The sequence below is a fragment of the Martelella mediterranea DSM 17316 genome, assembly GCF_002043005.1.
Lineage (GTDB): Bacteria > Pseudomonadota > Alphaproteobacteria > Rhizobiales > Rhizobiaceae > Martelella > Martelella mediterranea.
In genome coordinates this window covers 185395-202080 of sequence record NZ_CP020331.1, presented here as the reverse complement: position 1 = coordinate 202080, position 16686 = coordinate 185395, and the positions used below count along the sequence as shown (strand labels likewise).

7 protein-coding genes are annotated in these 16686 nt (G+C 58.7%); 1 reads left to right on the top strand and 6 read right to left on the bottom strand.

Annotated features, from left to right (window positions below; translation table 11 throughout):
* Positions 1–6: 6 nt before the first annotated feature.
* The 5 genes from Mame_RS27165 to Mame_RS22655 form a co-directional block, all read right to left on the bottom strand.
* Positions 7–11829 (bottom strand): FG-GAP-like repeat-containing protein, encoded by an 11823-nt coding sequence (locus Mame_RS27165; protein WP_210190849.1) that lies wholly within the window; start codon positions 11827–11829, stop codon positions 7–9.
* A gap of 384 nt (positions 11830–12213) precedes the next feature.
* On the bottom strand, positions 12214–12756 hold the full coding sequence (locus tag Mame_RS22675; protein WP_155122263.1) for a hypothetical protein: 543 nt from the start codon (positions 12754–12756) through the stop codon (positions 12214–12216).
* 396 nt (positions 12757–13152) lie between these two features.
* On the bottom strand, positions 13153–14745 hold the full coding sequence (gene tnpC, locus Mame_RS22665; RefSeq protein ID WP_079920784.1) for an IS66 family transposase: 1593 nt from the start codon (positions 14743–14745) through the stop codon (positions 13153–13155).
* 129 nt (positions 14746–14874) lie between these two features.
* A complete protein-coding gene (tnpB, locus tag Mame_RS22660) occupies positions 14875–15219 on the bottom strand; it encodes an IS66 family insertion sequence element accessory protein TnpB (RefSeq protein WP_079920786.1) in 345 nt (114 codons plus the stop codon).
* Positions 15216–15563 carry a transposase gene (locus tag Mame_RS22655; protein WP_236953503.1) on the bottom strand — a complete coding sequence of 116 codons (348 nt, stop codon included), beginning with the start codon at positions 15561–15563 and terminating at the stop codon, positions 15216–15218. Before Mame_RS22655 ends, tnpB begins: the two co-directional genes overlap by 4 nt.
* Before the next feature lie 275 nt (positions 15564–15838).
* Here Mame_RS22655 and Mame_RS22650 point away from each other — a divergent pair, with 275 nt between their 5' ends.
* Positions 15839–16036, top strand: coding sequence for a hypothetical protein (locus tag Mame_RS22650; protein WP_018067747.1), 198 nt, complete (start codon positions 15839–15841; stop codon positions 16034–16036).
* A gap of 69 nt (positions 16037–16105) precedes the next feature.
* Here Mame_RS22650 and Mame_RS22645 read toward each other — a convergent pair whose 3' ends face one another.
* The gene (locus tag Mame_RS22645) at positions 16106–16618 is read right to left on the bottom strand and encodes a hypothetical protein (RefSeq protein ID WP_018067746.1); all 513 of its coding nucleotides are present in this window, start codon (positions 16616–16618) and stop codon (positions 16106–16108) included.
* Positions 16619–16686: the final 68 nt, after the last annotated feature.

The window sequence follows — 16686 nt, the reverse complement described above, 5'->3', positions numbered from 1 at the left end:
TCGCAGTTACGCAAAGATGAAATCACTCTCATTCAGAGCGTTCATATTAAGGCCCTCGAATGTGATCGTGTTGCCAGCACCATCGTCGATGACCGCATTGCTGTTCACCTCGTAGTAGTGATGAGCGAGCAGGTCCGCCCAGTCGGAAATCGCGGCCACTCCGCGGAGATCGAGACGGTCTTCGGCAACACTGAATTGGACGACTGAATCCTTACCAAACATTCCCGTGAACACGAAAACATCATCGCCGGACCCGCCCTCAAGACGGTCATTGCCGGCCCCACCATAAAGCTCGTCATCGCCATCGCCTCCGGTGAGGTGATCGTTGCCATCACCGCCTTCAAGACGGTCATTGCCTGTCCCGCCATCGAGTTGGTCCGCGTTCACACCTCCCAAGAGCGTGTCATTTCCTGCCTCACCGAAAAGCTCGTTGACGATATTCTGGCTGACATGCACATCAATGTTCGCCGCGACAACCTGTGTGGACTGGTCGAAATCGCCCCAGACCTTCATGATGTCCGCACGGCCATCTCCATTGAAGTCGCCTTTGCGCCAGCTCATCTCGTCGGAATAGCCACCCTGCCAGTTCGCCCAGCGCTGAAGACTGAAGCCTGAACCATTCGACACATGGACATCGGCCATCATCTGGCCGCCATCGTTCCAAACCTTCATGATGTCGTCTTTGCCATCGCCGTTGAAATCGCCGGAAAGCCACTTCATCTCGTCTAAATAGCCGCCCTGGTGGTCGGCCCAGCGCTGAAGACTGAAGCCGGATCCATTCGAGACGTGCACATCGGCCATCATCTGGCCGCCATCGTTCCAAACCTTCATGATGTCGTCTTTGCCATCGCCGTTGAAATCGCCGGAAAGCCACTTCATCTCGTCTAAATAGCCGCCCTGGTAGTCCGCCCAGCGCTGAAGACTGAAGCCGGATCCATTCGAGACGTGCACATCGGCCATTATCTGGCCGCCATCGTTCCAAACCTTCATGATGTCGTCTTTGCCATCACCGTTGAAGTCACCGGAAAGCCACTTCATCTCGTCTAAATAGCCGCCCTGGTAGTCCGCCCAGCGCTGAAGACTGAAGCCGGATCCATTCGAGACGTGCACATCGGCCATCATCTGGCCGCCATCGTTCCAAACCTTCATGAAGTCGTCTTTGCCATCACCGTTGAAGTCACCGGAAAGCCACTTCATCTCGTCTAAATAGCTGCCCTGGTAGTCCGCCCAGCGCTGAAGACTGAAGCCGGATCCATTCGAGACGTGCACATCGGCCATAATCTGACCGCCATCGTTCCAAACCTTCATGAAGTCGTCTTTGCCATCGCCGTTGAAATCGCCGGAAAGCCACTTCATCTCGTCTAAATAGCCGCCCTGATGGTCCGCCCAGCGCTGATGGGCAAACCGACCTGCGGCAATACCGGTATCGCCGGCACGAAGTTCATCGTCGCCATCTCCACCAAAGAGTTGGTCGAAACCCTCCCCACCATCAAGGAAGTCATTCCCGCTGTCGCCCTCAAGACGGTCATCGCCAGTTTCGCCAAAGATCGCGTTCGGTTCCGCCGTCCCAATAAGGTGATCGTTGCCAGCAGACCCCGGAATGATACTCGCTCTGGAATTCCCGAATGAATCCATAGCCCGATACAAATCCGACGGCTGACGTATTTCGAAACGCGAGTCGTCTACCTCAAAATAAAGATGTTCGATCCGTTTGTTCGCAATCAACCAGTCTTTTACAGTTATGAGACCCTCAAAACCTTCGCTGGCAGAACCTGTTTTCCAGAGCCCGATAAGGAGATCGTTGCCCGACAGGGTAATGATCAGATCTGATGCGAATATGGAGTCGCTAAAATAAAGGACGTCGTCCTCCCCAGCATGATCATGGATGTAATCCCTGCCGAATCCCCTGTCGAAAACGTAAGTGTCGTTTTCAGACCCGCCGTCAAGCGTGTCGTCCCCGGCACCACCGATCAGCGTGTCATTGCCGCCGCCACCCTGAAGATCATCATTGCCGGCGCCGCCTTCAAGATAGTCATTGCTGCCCCCACCAAGCGACGTGGCCAGAATATGAGCGTGGTCATTGTCCAGTTCGGAAAAGCCGATCAAATCGTCCTTGCCATCGCCGTCCACATCCGCCAGTTCCTTGAACTTGCCGTACCAGGAGGAACTGGCCAGTTGCGTCGAGATGCTATGAGAATAGGTGAAATGTCCGTCGGCCGTGCCAGCGTAAATCACGGCTGTCTGGTTTCCCGTTCCGAGCGCGACGATATCCGCTCGCCCGTCTCCGTTGACATCCCCGACATATTTTTCCACCGAACTTAATGAGCCGGAAGCAAGTTCATCGTGCGTATATATGGCATTCGAGAATGTTCCGTTCGCCTGACCAAGGAGCACGTGAATATTCGCCGCGCCATCCTGACTGAAGCCGATAAGGTCGGCTCGGCCGTCGCCGTTAACATCATCAAGAAACTGTCTCGAATGATAGGGAGTAAGTGCAACCACCCGTGTTTGGACATTGGCGCCAAACGTCCCGTCGGCCCTTCCCTTCCACACATTTGTGTACTGGTTTCCGTACTGGTCGCCGGAAAGCGCGACGATATCGGCGTGACCATCGCCGTCGACATCGCCGAGGAACTTCTCCTTGGCGCTCCACCACTGGTTGGCGAGTTCGTTGTAGCTCACAGTGGGGGACGAAAATGTTCCGCCGCTGTTGCCGTACCAGACCTCGACGCGCTGCGCGCCATCCGCCGTGATGGCCACGAGATCGTCTTTTCCGTCCCCGTTAACGTCGCCGACAAATCTCTGACGGCCGGCCCACCAGCCACCGATCGGCCCCTGATCCGTCCAGCCCGCATCGGAAAATGTGCCGTTGCCGTTGCCGAACGAGGAGCGCAGGACGCGATAGCCATCATTTCCGGAAAGCGCGATAACATCATCACGCCCATCCCCGTTGACATCGCCAACACTGCGGAAGTGATGGCTCCACCACTCCGACGCGATGGTAGTTGACGTGGTGACATCGTGGAAAACGTGGTCACCCCCACCCCGAAGCACATCATTCCCGTCACCGCCATAAAGCAGGTCCTCACCATGCCCGCCATCAAGCGTATCGTTCCCGGCGCCACCGATCAACGTGTCATTGCCGCCGCCACCCTGAAGGTCGTCATTGCCGGTGCCACCGTCGAGATAGTCATCGTTGACAGTGTCCGGGGTTTCACCGCCGGCAAGCAGGACGTCATTGCCATCTCCACCATAAAGGCGGTCGCTACCAACACCTCCATTGAGCACATCGTTACCACCGCCGCCGGTTATGAGGTCATCGCCCTCATAGGCTACGAAATAATTATCGAGCTCGTTGCCCAAAAGAAGATCACCATGCGAACTGCCCCACAGAATGCTGTTGAGGTGATCAACCGAGGCGACAGTGGTCACATCTGACGGCTGGCCGATGTAGAAAACCGTCTCGTCGGCAAAACGCAGGAACTCAATCCGGCTGTTTTCGAATTTCCAGTTGCCAATCGTAATGACATCATCGAGTTCCGAAATACTCCTGCCCGGGTCGTTCTTGTCCCGCAATCCGATCAGGAGGTCATTGCCCGACAAGGTCACAACCAGATCTGCAGCGGATATGGAGTCGCCAAAATACAAGGCGTCGTATCCACCGGAAGGATCATAGATGTAGTCCCTGCCGAACCCTCTCTCGAAAATGTAAGTGTCATCGCCCGACCCGCCGTCAAAAGTGTCGTTCCCGGTGCCACCGATCAACGTGTCATTGCCGCCGCCGCCCTGAAGGTCGTCATTGCCGGCGCCCCCGTCGAGATAGTCATCGTTGACAGTGTCCGGGGTTTCACCGCCGGCAAGCAGGACGTCATTGCCATCTCCACCATAAAGGCGGTCGCTGCCAACACCTCCATTGAGCACATCGTTACCACCGCCGCCGGTTATGAGGTCATCGCCCTCATAGGCTACGAAATAATTATCTAGCTCGTTGCCCAAAAGAAGATCACCATGCGAACTGCCCCACAGAATGCTGTTGAGATGGTCAACCGAGGCGACAGAGGTCACATCGGACGGCTGGCCGATGTAGAAAACCGACTCGTCGGCAAAACGCAGGAACTCAATCCGGCTATTTTCGAATTTCCAGTTGCCAATCGTAATGACATCATCGAGTTCGGAAATACTCTTGCCCGGGTTGTTCTCGTCCCGCAATCCGATCAGGAGGTCATTGCCCGACAAGGTCACAACCAGATCTGCAGCGGATATGGAGTCGCCAAAATACAAGGCGTCGTATCCACCGGAAGGATCATAGATGTAGTCCCTGCCGAACCCTCTGTCGAAAATGTAAGTGTCATCGCCTGATCCGCCGTCAAAAGTGTCGTCTCCGGCGCCACCGATCAGCGTGTCATTGCCGCCACCGCCCTGAAGGTCGTCATTGCCGGCGCCGCCATCAAGATAGTCATCGTTGACAGTGTCCGGGGTTTCACCGCCGGCAAGCAGCACATCATTGCCATCCCCACCGTAAAGGCGGTCGCTGCCAACGCCGCCATTGAGAACATCGTTACCCGCGCCGCCGGCGACAAAATCATCGCCGCTTCTGGCGTCGATGGTGTCATCACCATCATAACCTGCGATTTCGTCATCGTTTTCGGTTCCGTTGAGGGTATCGTTTCCGGCCGTCCCCTCGATCTGGTATGCGGCGTATGCGGGCGGGTTTTCCGGGGTGTTTCCGGTGGTTTCGTGTTCGGTACTGAGTGCGAGCGAGGCAACGAACTGGGCTGCGGAGATGGTGCCGGCATCGATATGCTGGGTCCAGGTGTCGGTCTCGGCCTGGCTCGCTTCGCGGCCGAGCGCATTGCGGAAAGCCTGGCGGATGAACTCCGCGGTCGAAAGCCCGGCAAGCGCGGAGGTTGCGCCCGATCCGCCGTCGATCAGCCATTCTGCGATATCGGCGAGCGTATCGCGGCCATACATCAACTGCTCGGTCAGAAGCACCTTTTCGCGCACCGAGGGATCGCGGTCGAAGATGACGTCCGTCAGCTTTTCCAGCGTCTCGCGGACATGCACTTCATCGAGGCTGCGCTCAAACACCGCCGCGTTCATGATCGTGTCGTAGTTGTTGGTGAGCGCGTGTCCGTTGCCGGCAAAGATATGCTCGGAGGACTGCGCCAGTTCAGCTGCGAAGGCGGCACGGGTGAGGCCTCCCGAAGCCAGCGTCGAAAGCACTGCGCTCAAAGCCGAAAGCCCGGGCGCGCGACCATAGGCATTGAGATAGAGCTGCGTCACGAAGCCGGCATCCGACAATTCGCCGTAGCGAAGGGTGAACTCCTCCGATGCCATCAGCGCTTCCGCCAGGGCGCTTTCATCCAGCGCGCCGCCGGCGACGTAGCGCACCAGTTCTTCACGTTCGGCGAAGTCTGCATCGCGGTCGAGAATCGTGTCGTAAAGGCGCGCAGCATCGGTCAGCAGACGGGTACGGGCAGCTTCGTTCAGCTGTATCTCATGGATTTCTGTCCGGACGGCGCCGTCCTCGTACCATGTCTCGGTCAGCACCCAGCGCTCAATGCCTGCAGCGTCGACCGTGTGTTCGCTGGCCCGGTGTGTGTCATCGCCGTCGGCCGTAATCCCGTTGTTCCAGCGATAGGAGCCGTTTTCCAGCGGAGACCAGTGGATCGTCTGCGTGACATCGCCGCGCAGAATGGTCTGCTGCAATCCGTCGGCGCTTGTCGTGGTGACGAAGGTCTCGGTCACCACGCCTTCGCCATCGAAGGTCTTTTCCGTGACGCCCGTCCGCCCGTCGTCTTGCGTGACGCTCACCCGTTCCTTGTCGATACCGCCATCGCCGTCATAATCGAAGGTTTCGGTTTCCGTCAGACCATCGGCGCTGACGATCTTGCGGTAAGCGGTCTTCAACTGGCCATCGGCATAATGTGTTTCCGACAGCGATTCGATCCGGCCGTCATCGAGATAGGTTGTCGACACCGTCTTGGTGATATCGGTCACGCCATCCCCGTCCGCGTCGACCTCCGTCGCGCTCGTCAGGCCGTTCTGCGCGACCGTGCGCAGCTCCCGGTGGACCAGACGTCCGCCGGCATATTCCGAGAGGGTCGTCACTTCATTGCCGGCGTCGTCGTAAGCGATCGTCTCGGTCCGGCTCAGATCGGCCGCGCCGTCACCATCAAGATCGAATGTGGTCCCGGTTTGCATCCCGCCTGCATCGCTGTCCTGCCGGATCACAACTGCGGCATTGCCTGCCGTCTCCAGATCCTCCCACACCGACGTGGTCGACTGGTCGGCATCGATGAGCGAGGACATCCGTCGGTCCCCCGCACCATCACCATCGAGATCAAGCAGACTTGTCACGCTGCGCCCGTCGGCGCTGGTGGTCACGGTTTTCGACCAGACCAGTTGCCCGTCATCATAGGCCCGGCTGGAAACGGTGGAGCCGCCGCCGGCATGGTCAGCTCTTTCGCTGACGAGGTCGACCACCCCGTCCCCATCGAGATCGGTCTCACTCACGCCGACAAGCCCGTCACCCGTCGTCGTGGTCGTGACGGCGGACAAGAGCCCGCCCAGATCGTCCCGGGTCTCGGTGCTTTCCACGACCGTTCCGTCGCTTTCAAACACGGTGTCGGATTCCGTCACGAATTCGAAGACATCGTCACCGTCGAGATCGAAGTAGACGGCGCTGTCGAGCCCGTTGGCGTCTGATACGACCTGCCTTTGCGCCAGAAGCGCCTCCGTCCCGTCATACCAGGCATCCGTCTCGCTGACCGTCCCGTCCGCGGCAACACCGGCGCTCGCGTGGCGCCTGAGGTCGGCAACGCCGTCGCCATCGCGATCGAAAAGCACGCTGCGTTCAAGCCCGTCGCCGCTGACCGTCTCCGTCCGCGTGGCAGCGATGTCGCCGGCATCATCGAACCATGTCGTGGTCGTCGTGGTCGCGCCGATATCGCCGATGGCAGTGATCGCCTCGCTGTCCGTCGCTCCATCGCCATCGACATCGCGCGTCACCGTGACCAGCCGCCCGTCGGCGCTGGCCGTCTGCGCCTCGGCGGCCAGAAGCGCCCCGCCCGCCGCGCTCAGCAGCGTCGTCACCGAGGTCACGCCATTTGCGGAAACCGTCTTCACCGTCTCCCGACTGCGGTCGAACACCCCGTCGCCGTCCAGATCGCGCCTTTCCGTCGAACGCAAGCCGTCGCCGCTCTTCGTGGTTTCGGTTCTGGCCGAGACTGCGCCATTGCGCGCGCGGGCATCTTCGACAAGCGTTCGCAAGCCATCGGCATTGAGAACCGTTTCGGAAACCCGGATGATATCGTCGTCGCCATCGCCGTCGCGATCCGCGGCTGTCGTGACCGTCAGCCCGGCTGCATCCTTCACGCGCGTCTCGCGCGCATAGACCCCATCGTCCTTCAGATAGTCCGTCGCCGTGGTGACCGTGCCATCCGCGGCGGTGGTCGTGGTATCGATGCGATCGATCGTGCCGTTGCCATCGACATCCCGCGTCACGCTGCTTGCGCGTCCGTCACCTGAGACGGTCTCGACCTGTCGCGAACGCAGAACGCCGTCGCCATCGCTCAGCTCTGTCGTGGTTATCGTGCCGCCATCGTCCTGCAGAACCGTCACGCGGGTTTCAGCAAGATCGAAACTGCCGTCGCCGTCTTGGTCCTGCCGGCTCGTCGTCGAGAGACCGTCATCGCTGACTGTTTCCTCGATAGCGGAAAGCAGCGTCCCGTCTTCGGCAACCGTCTCGGTCACAGTCGTTCGGCCGCCATCCGCATTGAGCGTCGTAGTCGCAGTCTGCGTTCTCTCGAATACGCCGTCGCCATCGCTGTCGGTCTCGGTCGTGACAACCAGCTTGTCATCGCCGACTGTTTTGCGGCTCACCGACCGCAGCGATCCGTCCGTGTTTTCGATCCGGGTCTCGGTGACCGTGCTGCCGTCCACCAGATAGCCCGTCGTATCCGTCCGCACGCTTTCGGCAATACCATCGCCATCGTCATCTTTACGCACAACGGTTTCAAGCCCGTTGGCGCTGGTCTCGCTGCGGATCACACCGGCGACCGTGCCGTCTGCGTAATAGCCGGTCTCGGTCACTGTCACCGCGCCGGCGGTATCGGTCACGCTGGCGGTGACCCGGTCGATGGCGCCGTCGCCGTTTTCGTCGGCGCTCACCGTCACCGCAAGCCTGTCCGCGCTCTTCACCGTCCGCGTGAACGCGGTCAAGGTAACTCCATCGCCGGCATAGGACGCACTTTCGATGGTCGTCACGCCCTCCGCATCGGTCTCGGTCACATCATCGGTGATCGCATCCGCGATGCCGTCACCGTCGATATCGGTTTCCACATGCAGGCTGAGACCATCGGCGGATGCCGTGCGGACCTCGCCGGACCGCAGCGAACCGTCGCCGTTGAACGTCTCAAGGGTCGTCGTCGCCGAACCGTCCGCGCCGATCACCGTCACCTGCGTGACTTCAGTATCGGTATCGCCGTCGCCGTCGGCATCGGTGCTGCGCGTGCTGGAAAGCCCGTCCGCACTGGTCACGGCCACGGTGCGCGACACCACGCTGCCGTCATCGGCCCGCGTCCAGACGGTTTCGCTCCGCTCGCCCGTCACAGCATCGACCGTGACCAGATGCATAACCTCGCCATCATCGAGCACGCCGTCGCGGTCGAGGTCCGCGCGCATCTCATAGGTCACCATGTCGGCGCCGAGCGTCTCGCGCGTCATCGCGGCGATCGAACCGTCGTCGTTCAGTGTCGTCACGGTCTGCTGGCGCGCGCCATCGGCAAGCGTCACCGTCACATCTGTCTCGGTGACATCGAAATCGCCGTCGCCATCGCTGTCGCGTTTCGTCTCCCGGGTCTTGCCGTCGGCCGAAAGCGTGGATGTTTCGGAGGAACGCAGCGAGCCGTCCTGATTGGTCACCGTTTTTGTCGTAACCGTCCCGCCGCTCGCCCCATCAGCCACGCTGACGCTTGTGCGGGTATCGAAAACCCCGTCGCCATCGACGTCGCTCTCGCTCACCCGGTCGCGGCCTTCCGCGCTGACCGTCTTGGCCTGGGACGAACGCAGGCTGCCATCCCGGTTGAACACCTCCGTCGTCTCGCTCCGGCTGCCGTCCGCCGCCTCGGCGATCTCATAGACCGTGGTCGTGTCGGCAAGCCCGTCGCCGTCAAGATCGACACCGGTGCTGCGGGTCTGGCCGTCGGCTGAAACCGTCTCGGTCGTACCCGTGATCACGCTGCCGTCTTCCGAAAGCATGGTCTTTTCCGTCGTCAGGCTGCCATCGGCATGGCGGGTGCGCACCTCGCGGCTGTCGAACCAGCCGCCGCCGGTGCTGTCGCGCTCGATCGTCACCACCGCGCCATTGGCGCTCGTCGTCGTCACCTTGCGGCTGTCGACGGTGGCGCTCGCAAGGTCGGAGCCGCTGCGGTCGATGCGCGTCGTCACCGTGCCGCCATCGGGCGCGATAACAGTTTCAATCGTCTGGATCCAATCGACGACGCCGTCGCCGTCATCATCGAACCGCGTCGTCTCGCTCAGCCCGTCCGCCGATGTCACCGCATCGATCACGAACGCCTTGTTGCCGTCCCGGTCATAGCCGGTCGAAACCACATGGCGCGCGCCGGCCCCATCCGTGGTCTCCATCTTGTCGATCCGGTAGCCCTCCGCCTCCGCCGCAAGCACGGCATTCGCCGCCGCGCCCGTGGAACCGTCGGCACGGGTGAACACGCTCTCTCCGATCACCGAGGAGCCGTCGTCAAAGATATAACGCGCCGCATTCGCCGTCAGGCCGATCGACACGATCCCGAGCTCGGAAAGCGTCTTCACCACGGTCGAGCCGTCGGCATTCGTGACCATCACCTTGAAAGCGGAAAACGCCGCGTCGGCGGCATCCAGCACGCCGTCGCCATTGGTGTCGAATACCGAACGCAGCGCCTCCATGTCGTCGGCCGCAGCAGGGTCCCACTCGGTGAAGATGAACTGCCGCGTCTCGACGATCGCATTCAGATCGTCCGGGTCATAGAACAGAACCCCGTCGCCGGCCCCGGCCCACGCCATCCGGTTTTCAAACCCGTCATCATCCGCATCCAGAAAAAAGTCCGATCGACCAAGCTCGGATATCTCTATGCCATCGCCGTCAAGATCAAGCAGGACCGGTTTTCCGGAGCCGCCGCCACTGTCCGCACTGTCGCGATCATCGGAACGGTCGTTGCCGCCGATATAGTCCATCACGGTTTTGCCCGAACCCTTCTGTCCGGTCACGGCATCATACGGATCGCTGCCGTGATAAGCCATCTGGTTGCCATTCTCGTCCCAGACGGTCGTGATGCCGTTGGCGCTCGTATGGGCAGACCAGCCGGTTGAACTGTTCGACTGGTAATAACTACCATTCTGATCGTAGGTTGTGATCACATTAGGGGCAGTCTGGACCTTGTTAGGCGACAGTACGACTCGATGAATATACTCGACCTCAGGCGCAAACGCCTCCTGCAACGCTTTGGCTTCCCGCCACACACGTTGCTCAAGCGCAAGGTCATCCTGAAATCTGGAACCGGTTTCACCGTGAAAGAGCGCCAGCGCCTGCGATGTTGAAGCTCCATTTGCAGCTGCGATAAGCGCGGCCGCCATGCCGCGTTCGGCAAGAGTGATACCGTCCTCGCCACCATGACTCTGTATATATTGGTCGTAAGCGACCCTATCGATGGAGAAGCCCCGACCGCTGGACGTGAAGGCAACCTTACTATTGCCAATGTCCTCGACGCCCGCTGATCCAAGAATCATGCTGACAGCGTGATTGAGAGATTGGCCCCGTGCAAGACGCGCAGCGATATCGACGTCAATCAAGCCGTTGGTGAGCTCGTGCGTCCACCACTCGGACTGATTATGCACCCTCACCCCGCCGGCGATGTAGGTGTGCAGGTCCTCCACCTCGAAATTATAGGTCTGCCAGGCATCGCCCTCGACGGGCGCGAGCGCAGCATTCCCGCTTGCCGCGCCAAATGTCCGGGCCCGTTCGAAAAGACCGGCGGTCTTAGCCGAAAACACGATCCGCTCGGCCGAAACCGTGGTCAGCGCGCCGTCTTCCAGCACCACCGTCGCCCGGCCTTCGGCCACCATATCGCCGATCTTTTCGAATGTGCCCCGCTCGGTCAGAAAACGGTGCCCCGGCGTCACGACAAGCTCGCGCGCCGCGTCGTCCTCACCCCACGAAAGCCGAACCCATTCCGTCGTCTCGTTCCGGTAAAGCCGTACAACCCGCTTCGGCACCAGCCCACCCCGACCCAGATCAGCGGAACCGTCAAACGCAAGAACAGCGTCGCCGGGGCGAAGATCGCAAATCGCTCGCGTTTCGCCAGAAGCTAGCAGGATCGGCGTATTTGATGGGAAGCATTGCGGGCTAAAAATACCGTGCAAAAGATTGCTCTCAGCAATCGCGTCAAGGGCATTTGTTTCATAACCCAACTCAGTTCGCCCGGTCTCTCCAAGCAAACGGGCAGAAGAAACTGTAACAGTCGATGCGCCGATATTAGAAGCGTATGTATCAACGGTGTCCGCTATCATATACGAAACCGGAATAGCAACTAAGGCACCGGGAACGGAACCTATAGCTGCCGCAGAAGCCAAACTTCCAACGACGTATCCGCCCGTCGTCGACAGACCAACTGCTACGCCATCGGCAACAGTAAACCCTTCCACATCACTCGCCCGGATAAGGGAGTCAGCGCCCGCGCCCCCTACCAGACCAAAAACCTTCCCAGCACCAGCTATTGCCTTATGACTTGAACCCTCAAAAATGGCGCCGCCGATAGAGAATGCAGCCGGCATACTGTTCTCGATTGCATTATCGTACTTGCCAAAATCATATCTATGATAATGCGAATTTATTGATGTACTGCGTGTCGCCCTCGGATCCATAACCCCAACCTCTCTTGCTTACTATAGCTGATGAATATTTATAGCTTCAATTTGAATTAAATTCCTCAAAAAAAGATTTCGATAAAATAAAAATCAAATATATTATATAGAATATAAGAATAAAATTTATTCCATAATAATATTGATCCGCTGGATCCATTCTTATTAATATAAATCTCAATATCAGGAAAATTGGAAAAATTGATATTTCTATAATATTCTTGTCGACAGATTTACAGAATGATATATATATTTTTTTATAAGAAATCATTATATATGCCTCGTTAAACATACCTAAAAACTAGAAAAGCGAAATCTGACATAATTCCCGCCGATCCCCTCATACCCCAACTTCCGCATCATCCTCTCCGTCCGCTCCGTCTCCACGCCGGACGTCACATGAAAAAGCATCTCGCGGGCGCCCTTGGCGCGCGACCAGGCCTCGGCGCGCTTCAAAAGGCCGAGCGTCACCCGGCCGCCGGCAAGCGTGGCGCGCAGGGGCTTTGCGACGTTGAGGTTGTGGATGGTGGTCAAAAGCACGTCGCTGCCGATGTGATACTCGCCGACGGAGCACCACAGCATGCCGACGACATCGCCGCCGCGCGTGGCGAGAATACAGGCCGATTGCGCCGGCCGCGCGACAATGCGCGCGATGATCGCCTCAACCTTTGCGGGACTGAAGGGAATGTAGGAAAACCGGCTTTCCGCATGCGCCTCTCGCGCCAGCGCCACCACAGGCCGGATATCCGCGCCCGGCCCGAGCAGAGAGAACCGGAGACCCGCGCGCGCCGCCTCACGCCTTTCCGGCGCAGACCTCAACGGCACCCCGACAACCATCCCCGTCCCCCGACGTCGCATTTCTCTTACATTGCAACTATCGGTTCCGAAGCCGAGGCAGTCAACCCCGATACAGCCAAAAGCTGCATTCTCATCAGCCGCCGATCATTGACGATCGAAACCATATCGCCCCTGATCGGCTATCTCCGATATGACGATACCACGGCCGTGTAGACAGAGATGGTCGCCCAAGGCACCACACGGGGAATGAACGACCTCGTTTCCAAGGCGGCCGCTGCATCTGTACTGGAACACTCTCGTGAGCGGGTGGCGGAACAGTGCCTACCCACAGGTCTTGAAGGTATATGAACCAGAGACCCGCTTATCAAGCGACACGATGACGGCACTCAGCATAACTATTTCAATGTTTTATGGTAAGCGGCAAGCCGAGGCCGTTCAGGCGTGGTAATTCCACGGCATAAGCGCGTCGATTTCACTGCTCGGCCAACCGTTGGCGATGCGCTCGAGGGTCTGGGTAAGCCAGGCATTCGGATCGACATTGTTCATTTTTGCCGTCTGCAGCAGCGTAGCGATCGTTGCCCAGCTTCTTCCGCCGCCGTCGCTGCCTGCAAAAAGTGCGTTCTTCCGCGTTATGGCCTGCGGCCGGATTGCCCGTTCAACGATGTTGGAGTCGAGCTCGATGCGGCCATCGCTCAGGAAGCGCTCAAAGATGGCGCGGCGCGTGGTCGCATAGCGGATCGCCTCGGCGAGCTTCGATTTTCCGGATATCCGTGGCAGGGTCTTGTGCCAGAGATCGAAGAGTTCAGAGACAATTACGGCGGAGGTTTGCTGACGCACCGCGACGCGGGCGTCGGGACTTTGACCTCGAGCGGCCTCCTCGACCTGCCAGAGCTTTGCCATCCGTTCGACCGTCGCCGTTGCTACCTCGGAGCTTTTCCCGACATGTAGTTCATAGAACTTGCGCCGACTGTGTGACCAGCAACCAGCCAATGTGACGCCATCATTGCCACCGTCAGATCTCGCGAGCTTGTTGTAGGCGGCATAACCGTCGACCTGCAAAATGCCGTGATAGCCATTCAGGTGGCGGGCAACGCATTCGCCGGATCGACTGTCCTCGAAGCGGTAGGCGACCATCGGCGGGCCGCTGCCGCCGAACGGACGATCATCCCTGGCATAGGCCCACAGCCATGCTGTTTTCGTTGCTCCCGAACCTGGAGCAAGCGTCGGCAACGTCGTTTCGTCGGCGAAGACCCGTTCGGCCTTCTTTATCTCGACAAGGATGTAATCGGCGAGGATTTCCAGCTCGAAGCCGAGCTTGCCCATCCATTGCGCCATCAGCCTGCGGTCGAGTTCGACCTTGTCGCGGGCGTAGATCGCCTCCTGTCGATAGAGCGGCAGGCCATCGGCATATTTTGAGACGGCAATCTGCGCCAGAAGCGCCTCTGTCGGAATGCCGCTCTCGATGATGTGTGCCGGCGCCGGCGCCTGAACAACACCATCTTCATTTCTGAAGGCATATTTCGGCCGGCGGGTGACGATGACGCGGAACTTCGCCGGCACAACATCCAGCCGCTCGCTGACATCCTCCCCGATCAGCACCTTTTGCCTGCCGGCATGCTCCGGCAGCTCTTCCGGCTCGATCACCACTTCGACCCGTTCCAGATGCGGGGCGAAGCCTTTGCGCGGCCGCGGCGGACGCTTGCCATCAGCACGCTCGTGGCTCTTCTTGAGCCCGGCCTTGATTGCAGCAATGCCGGTCTCGATTTCCTCGAAGACGAAAGCCTGCTGTTCGTTGTCGGCGGCGTGCAGGCCCAGCTTTTCCGATCGCCGGCCGAAGCGGGCACGATCGAACGCTTTCAGGATCTGCATCAGCCGCCCAATGCGCTCATCGGCATCGGCGGTTTGCGCCTTGAGATTGGCAACCTCGACTTCCAGAGCGTCGGCGCGCGCCGCCTTCTCCGCCATGGAAAGCGCAAACGCTTTCAGCGATTCAATGTCATCAGGAAGCTGGAAGGCGGGCGGTGTCATGGAGCTACCAGAGCATACTTCTCGCCGTTTTTCCTGCCTTTTCAGGCTGGTGATTCACTTCGCCGCAGGGCCTTTTGTTTCGGCGCATTCCCGGACGGTAACCCGGTGTCCACTTCACCTGGAATTGCTCTAGCCAACGATCTCCGGCGGCTTGACTGGCCGAGATCGAACCCGCTTCCAGTCCATGCCATCAATGAGAGCCAGAAGCTGGGCGTGGTTGAGATGAATCCGGTTATGGCCGATGCGGGGCCAGCAGAACTGCGCTTTCTCCAGCCGCTTGGCATAAAGGCACACGCCGGACCCGTCCCACCAGACAATCTTGATCCTGTCCGCGCGTTTGGCCCGGAAGACATACAGCGCGCCGTTGAATGGATCGCTGCCGGCATCCCGCACCAGAGACAGCAAACCGTCCGGTCCCTTGCGGAAGTCGACGGGATGGCTGGCAAGGAAGACCTTCACACCCGCGGGGATCATGCCGAACGCACCGCACGGATAACCCGACGCAAGTGCGCTTCGCTGACATCTGCCCGAGCACGTATGATCGCCTCACCGATGACAACTTCGATCAATGTGTCGCTGGCTTCTGTCACTGCAGCTTCACGACGTGCCGGTTCCGTCAGACCCGCCTGGGCATTCAGGACTGCACGACGCCAGCCAAAGAGCTGGGATGGATGGATGTCCAGTCGACGAGAGATTGCCGAAACATTCGCTCCTGGCTCGAGCGCCTCCGCCACCGCTCGGGCCTTAAAATCATCAGACCAGCGTCGACGTAGCTGCCGAGGCGCACCCTCGAAGCGGCCGGCGACAGCTTCAATCATATGGAAAGTTCTAGTTTCAGGACCAGGCGCAGACATAGAAGCTCACTGCAGTTCAATATGTCCGATACTGTTATCCCAACGCCAAACCACTCGGCCAGATGGGGCCAGCTTGTCGCTTACGTTTTATGCTAACTGTTGGTTACTGCAGAAGCTTTGGGAATTTCTTCGCTCGAAGTTGCTCTATCGCCTTCTCCGACGATTTCCATGGCTCACCTTTGAGCAGTGGCAGGACATCGTTCTAAATCACACCGAATGCATGAAGAGCATCGTCGTCCGTGTCCGCCATTCGGGAATTTTCCGGTGAGGGCAAGGTCAAGCGAGCGCGCACCAGTGCGATCAGGGAAGCGGAGCGAATCCGGAGCGCCGTATGGCAGCACGGCAAGAATATCAAGCAGATCGGCCGGGGATATATCCTCGACGCAGCCGTGGCCGGAACCGGATTCGGTGGCTGGCTGTCCGATGGACTGATTTAGGTTTGAAGGGAAGGTGACGATCGGACATCAGCCGTCGCCAACATTTCTCTCTTCGGCCAATCGACCGCATCAGTCCAGTGAAAAAAATCTGACTCTCAAAGATCGGACCATAGCAGATTTGCTTTCCTCAAAGTAGACCGTGAATTCTTTGCCTTTCGTAGAGAAAGAGTATGTCGATCCGGTCTTCGTGATTCCATAGCCGTTGACTTTTGCAAAACGTCTAAAGCTAGCGTCGAATTCCTCTAGGTATTTTCGGCCTTCAGGAGCGGTAACGGTGCAGGTCCGGATGGGCCTTTTTCCGAAGATTGACATGAAGTAGATATTCAGTTTGACATAGCTTGCTAAGGCACTTCCACTTGCGTCAATTGGTACTGTGAGGGAGTACCTATTTCTACCTGTGTTTTTCAGCCCTGTTTTAGCGATATCGGCAGTACTATAGACGCCAATTGTCATTGCGTTCACGCATTGCTGGTACGTTTCGATCAAAGCTGTATCCAGGTCCACCTTCGCTGTTTTGAAGTTGCCGGATGAGTCGATGGTAGTGTCAGACGTACAGCCGACAAGTGCGAGCGTTGTGAGCATTACCAGGTATTTTCTCAAAGCATTCCCTCTCAGCCATCGCTAAAACAACGAAATCTGGTTGTCTCTTC

Bases quoted from the DNA above. Each gene is read 5' to 3' on its own strand.
- Mame_RS27165 (WP_210190849.1), bottom strand. From the start codon at position 11,829: ATGCCGGCTGCATTCTCTATCGGCGGCGCCATTTTTGAGGGTTCAAGT.
- Mame_RS22675 (WP_155122263.1), bottom strand. From the start codon at position 12,756: ATGGTTGTCGGGGTGCCGTTGAGGTCTGCGCCGGAAAGGCGTGAGGCG.
- tnpC (WP_079920784.1), bottom strand. From the start codon at position 14,745: ATGACACCGCCCGCCTTCCAGCTTCCTGATGACATTGAATCGCTGAAA.
- tnpB (WP_079920786.1), bottom strand. From the start codon at position 15,219: ATGATCCCCGCGGGTGTGAAGGTCTTCCTTGCCAGCCATCCCGTCGAC.
- Mame_RS22655 (WP_236953503.1), bottom strand. From the start codon at position 15,563: ATGATTGAAGCTGTCGCCGGCCGCTTCGAGGGTGCGCCTCGGCAGCTA.
- Mame_RS22645 (WP_018067746.1), bottom strand. From the start codon at position 16,618: ATGCTCACAACGCTCGCACTTGTCGGCTGTACGTCTGACACTACCATC.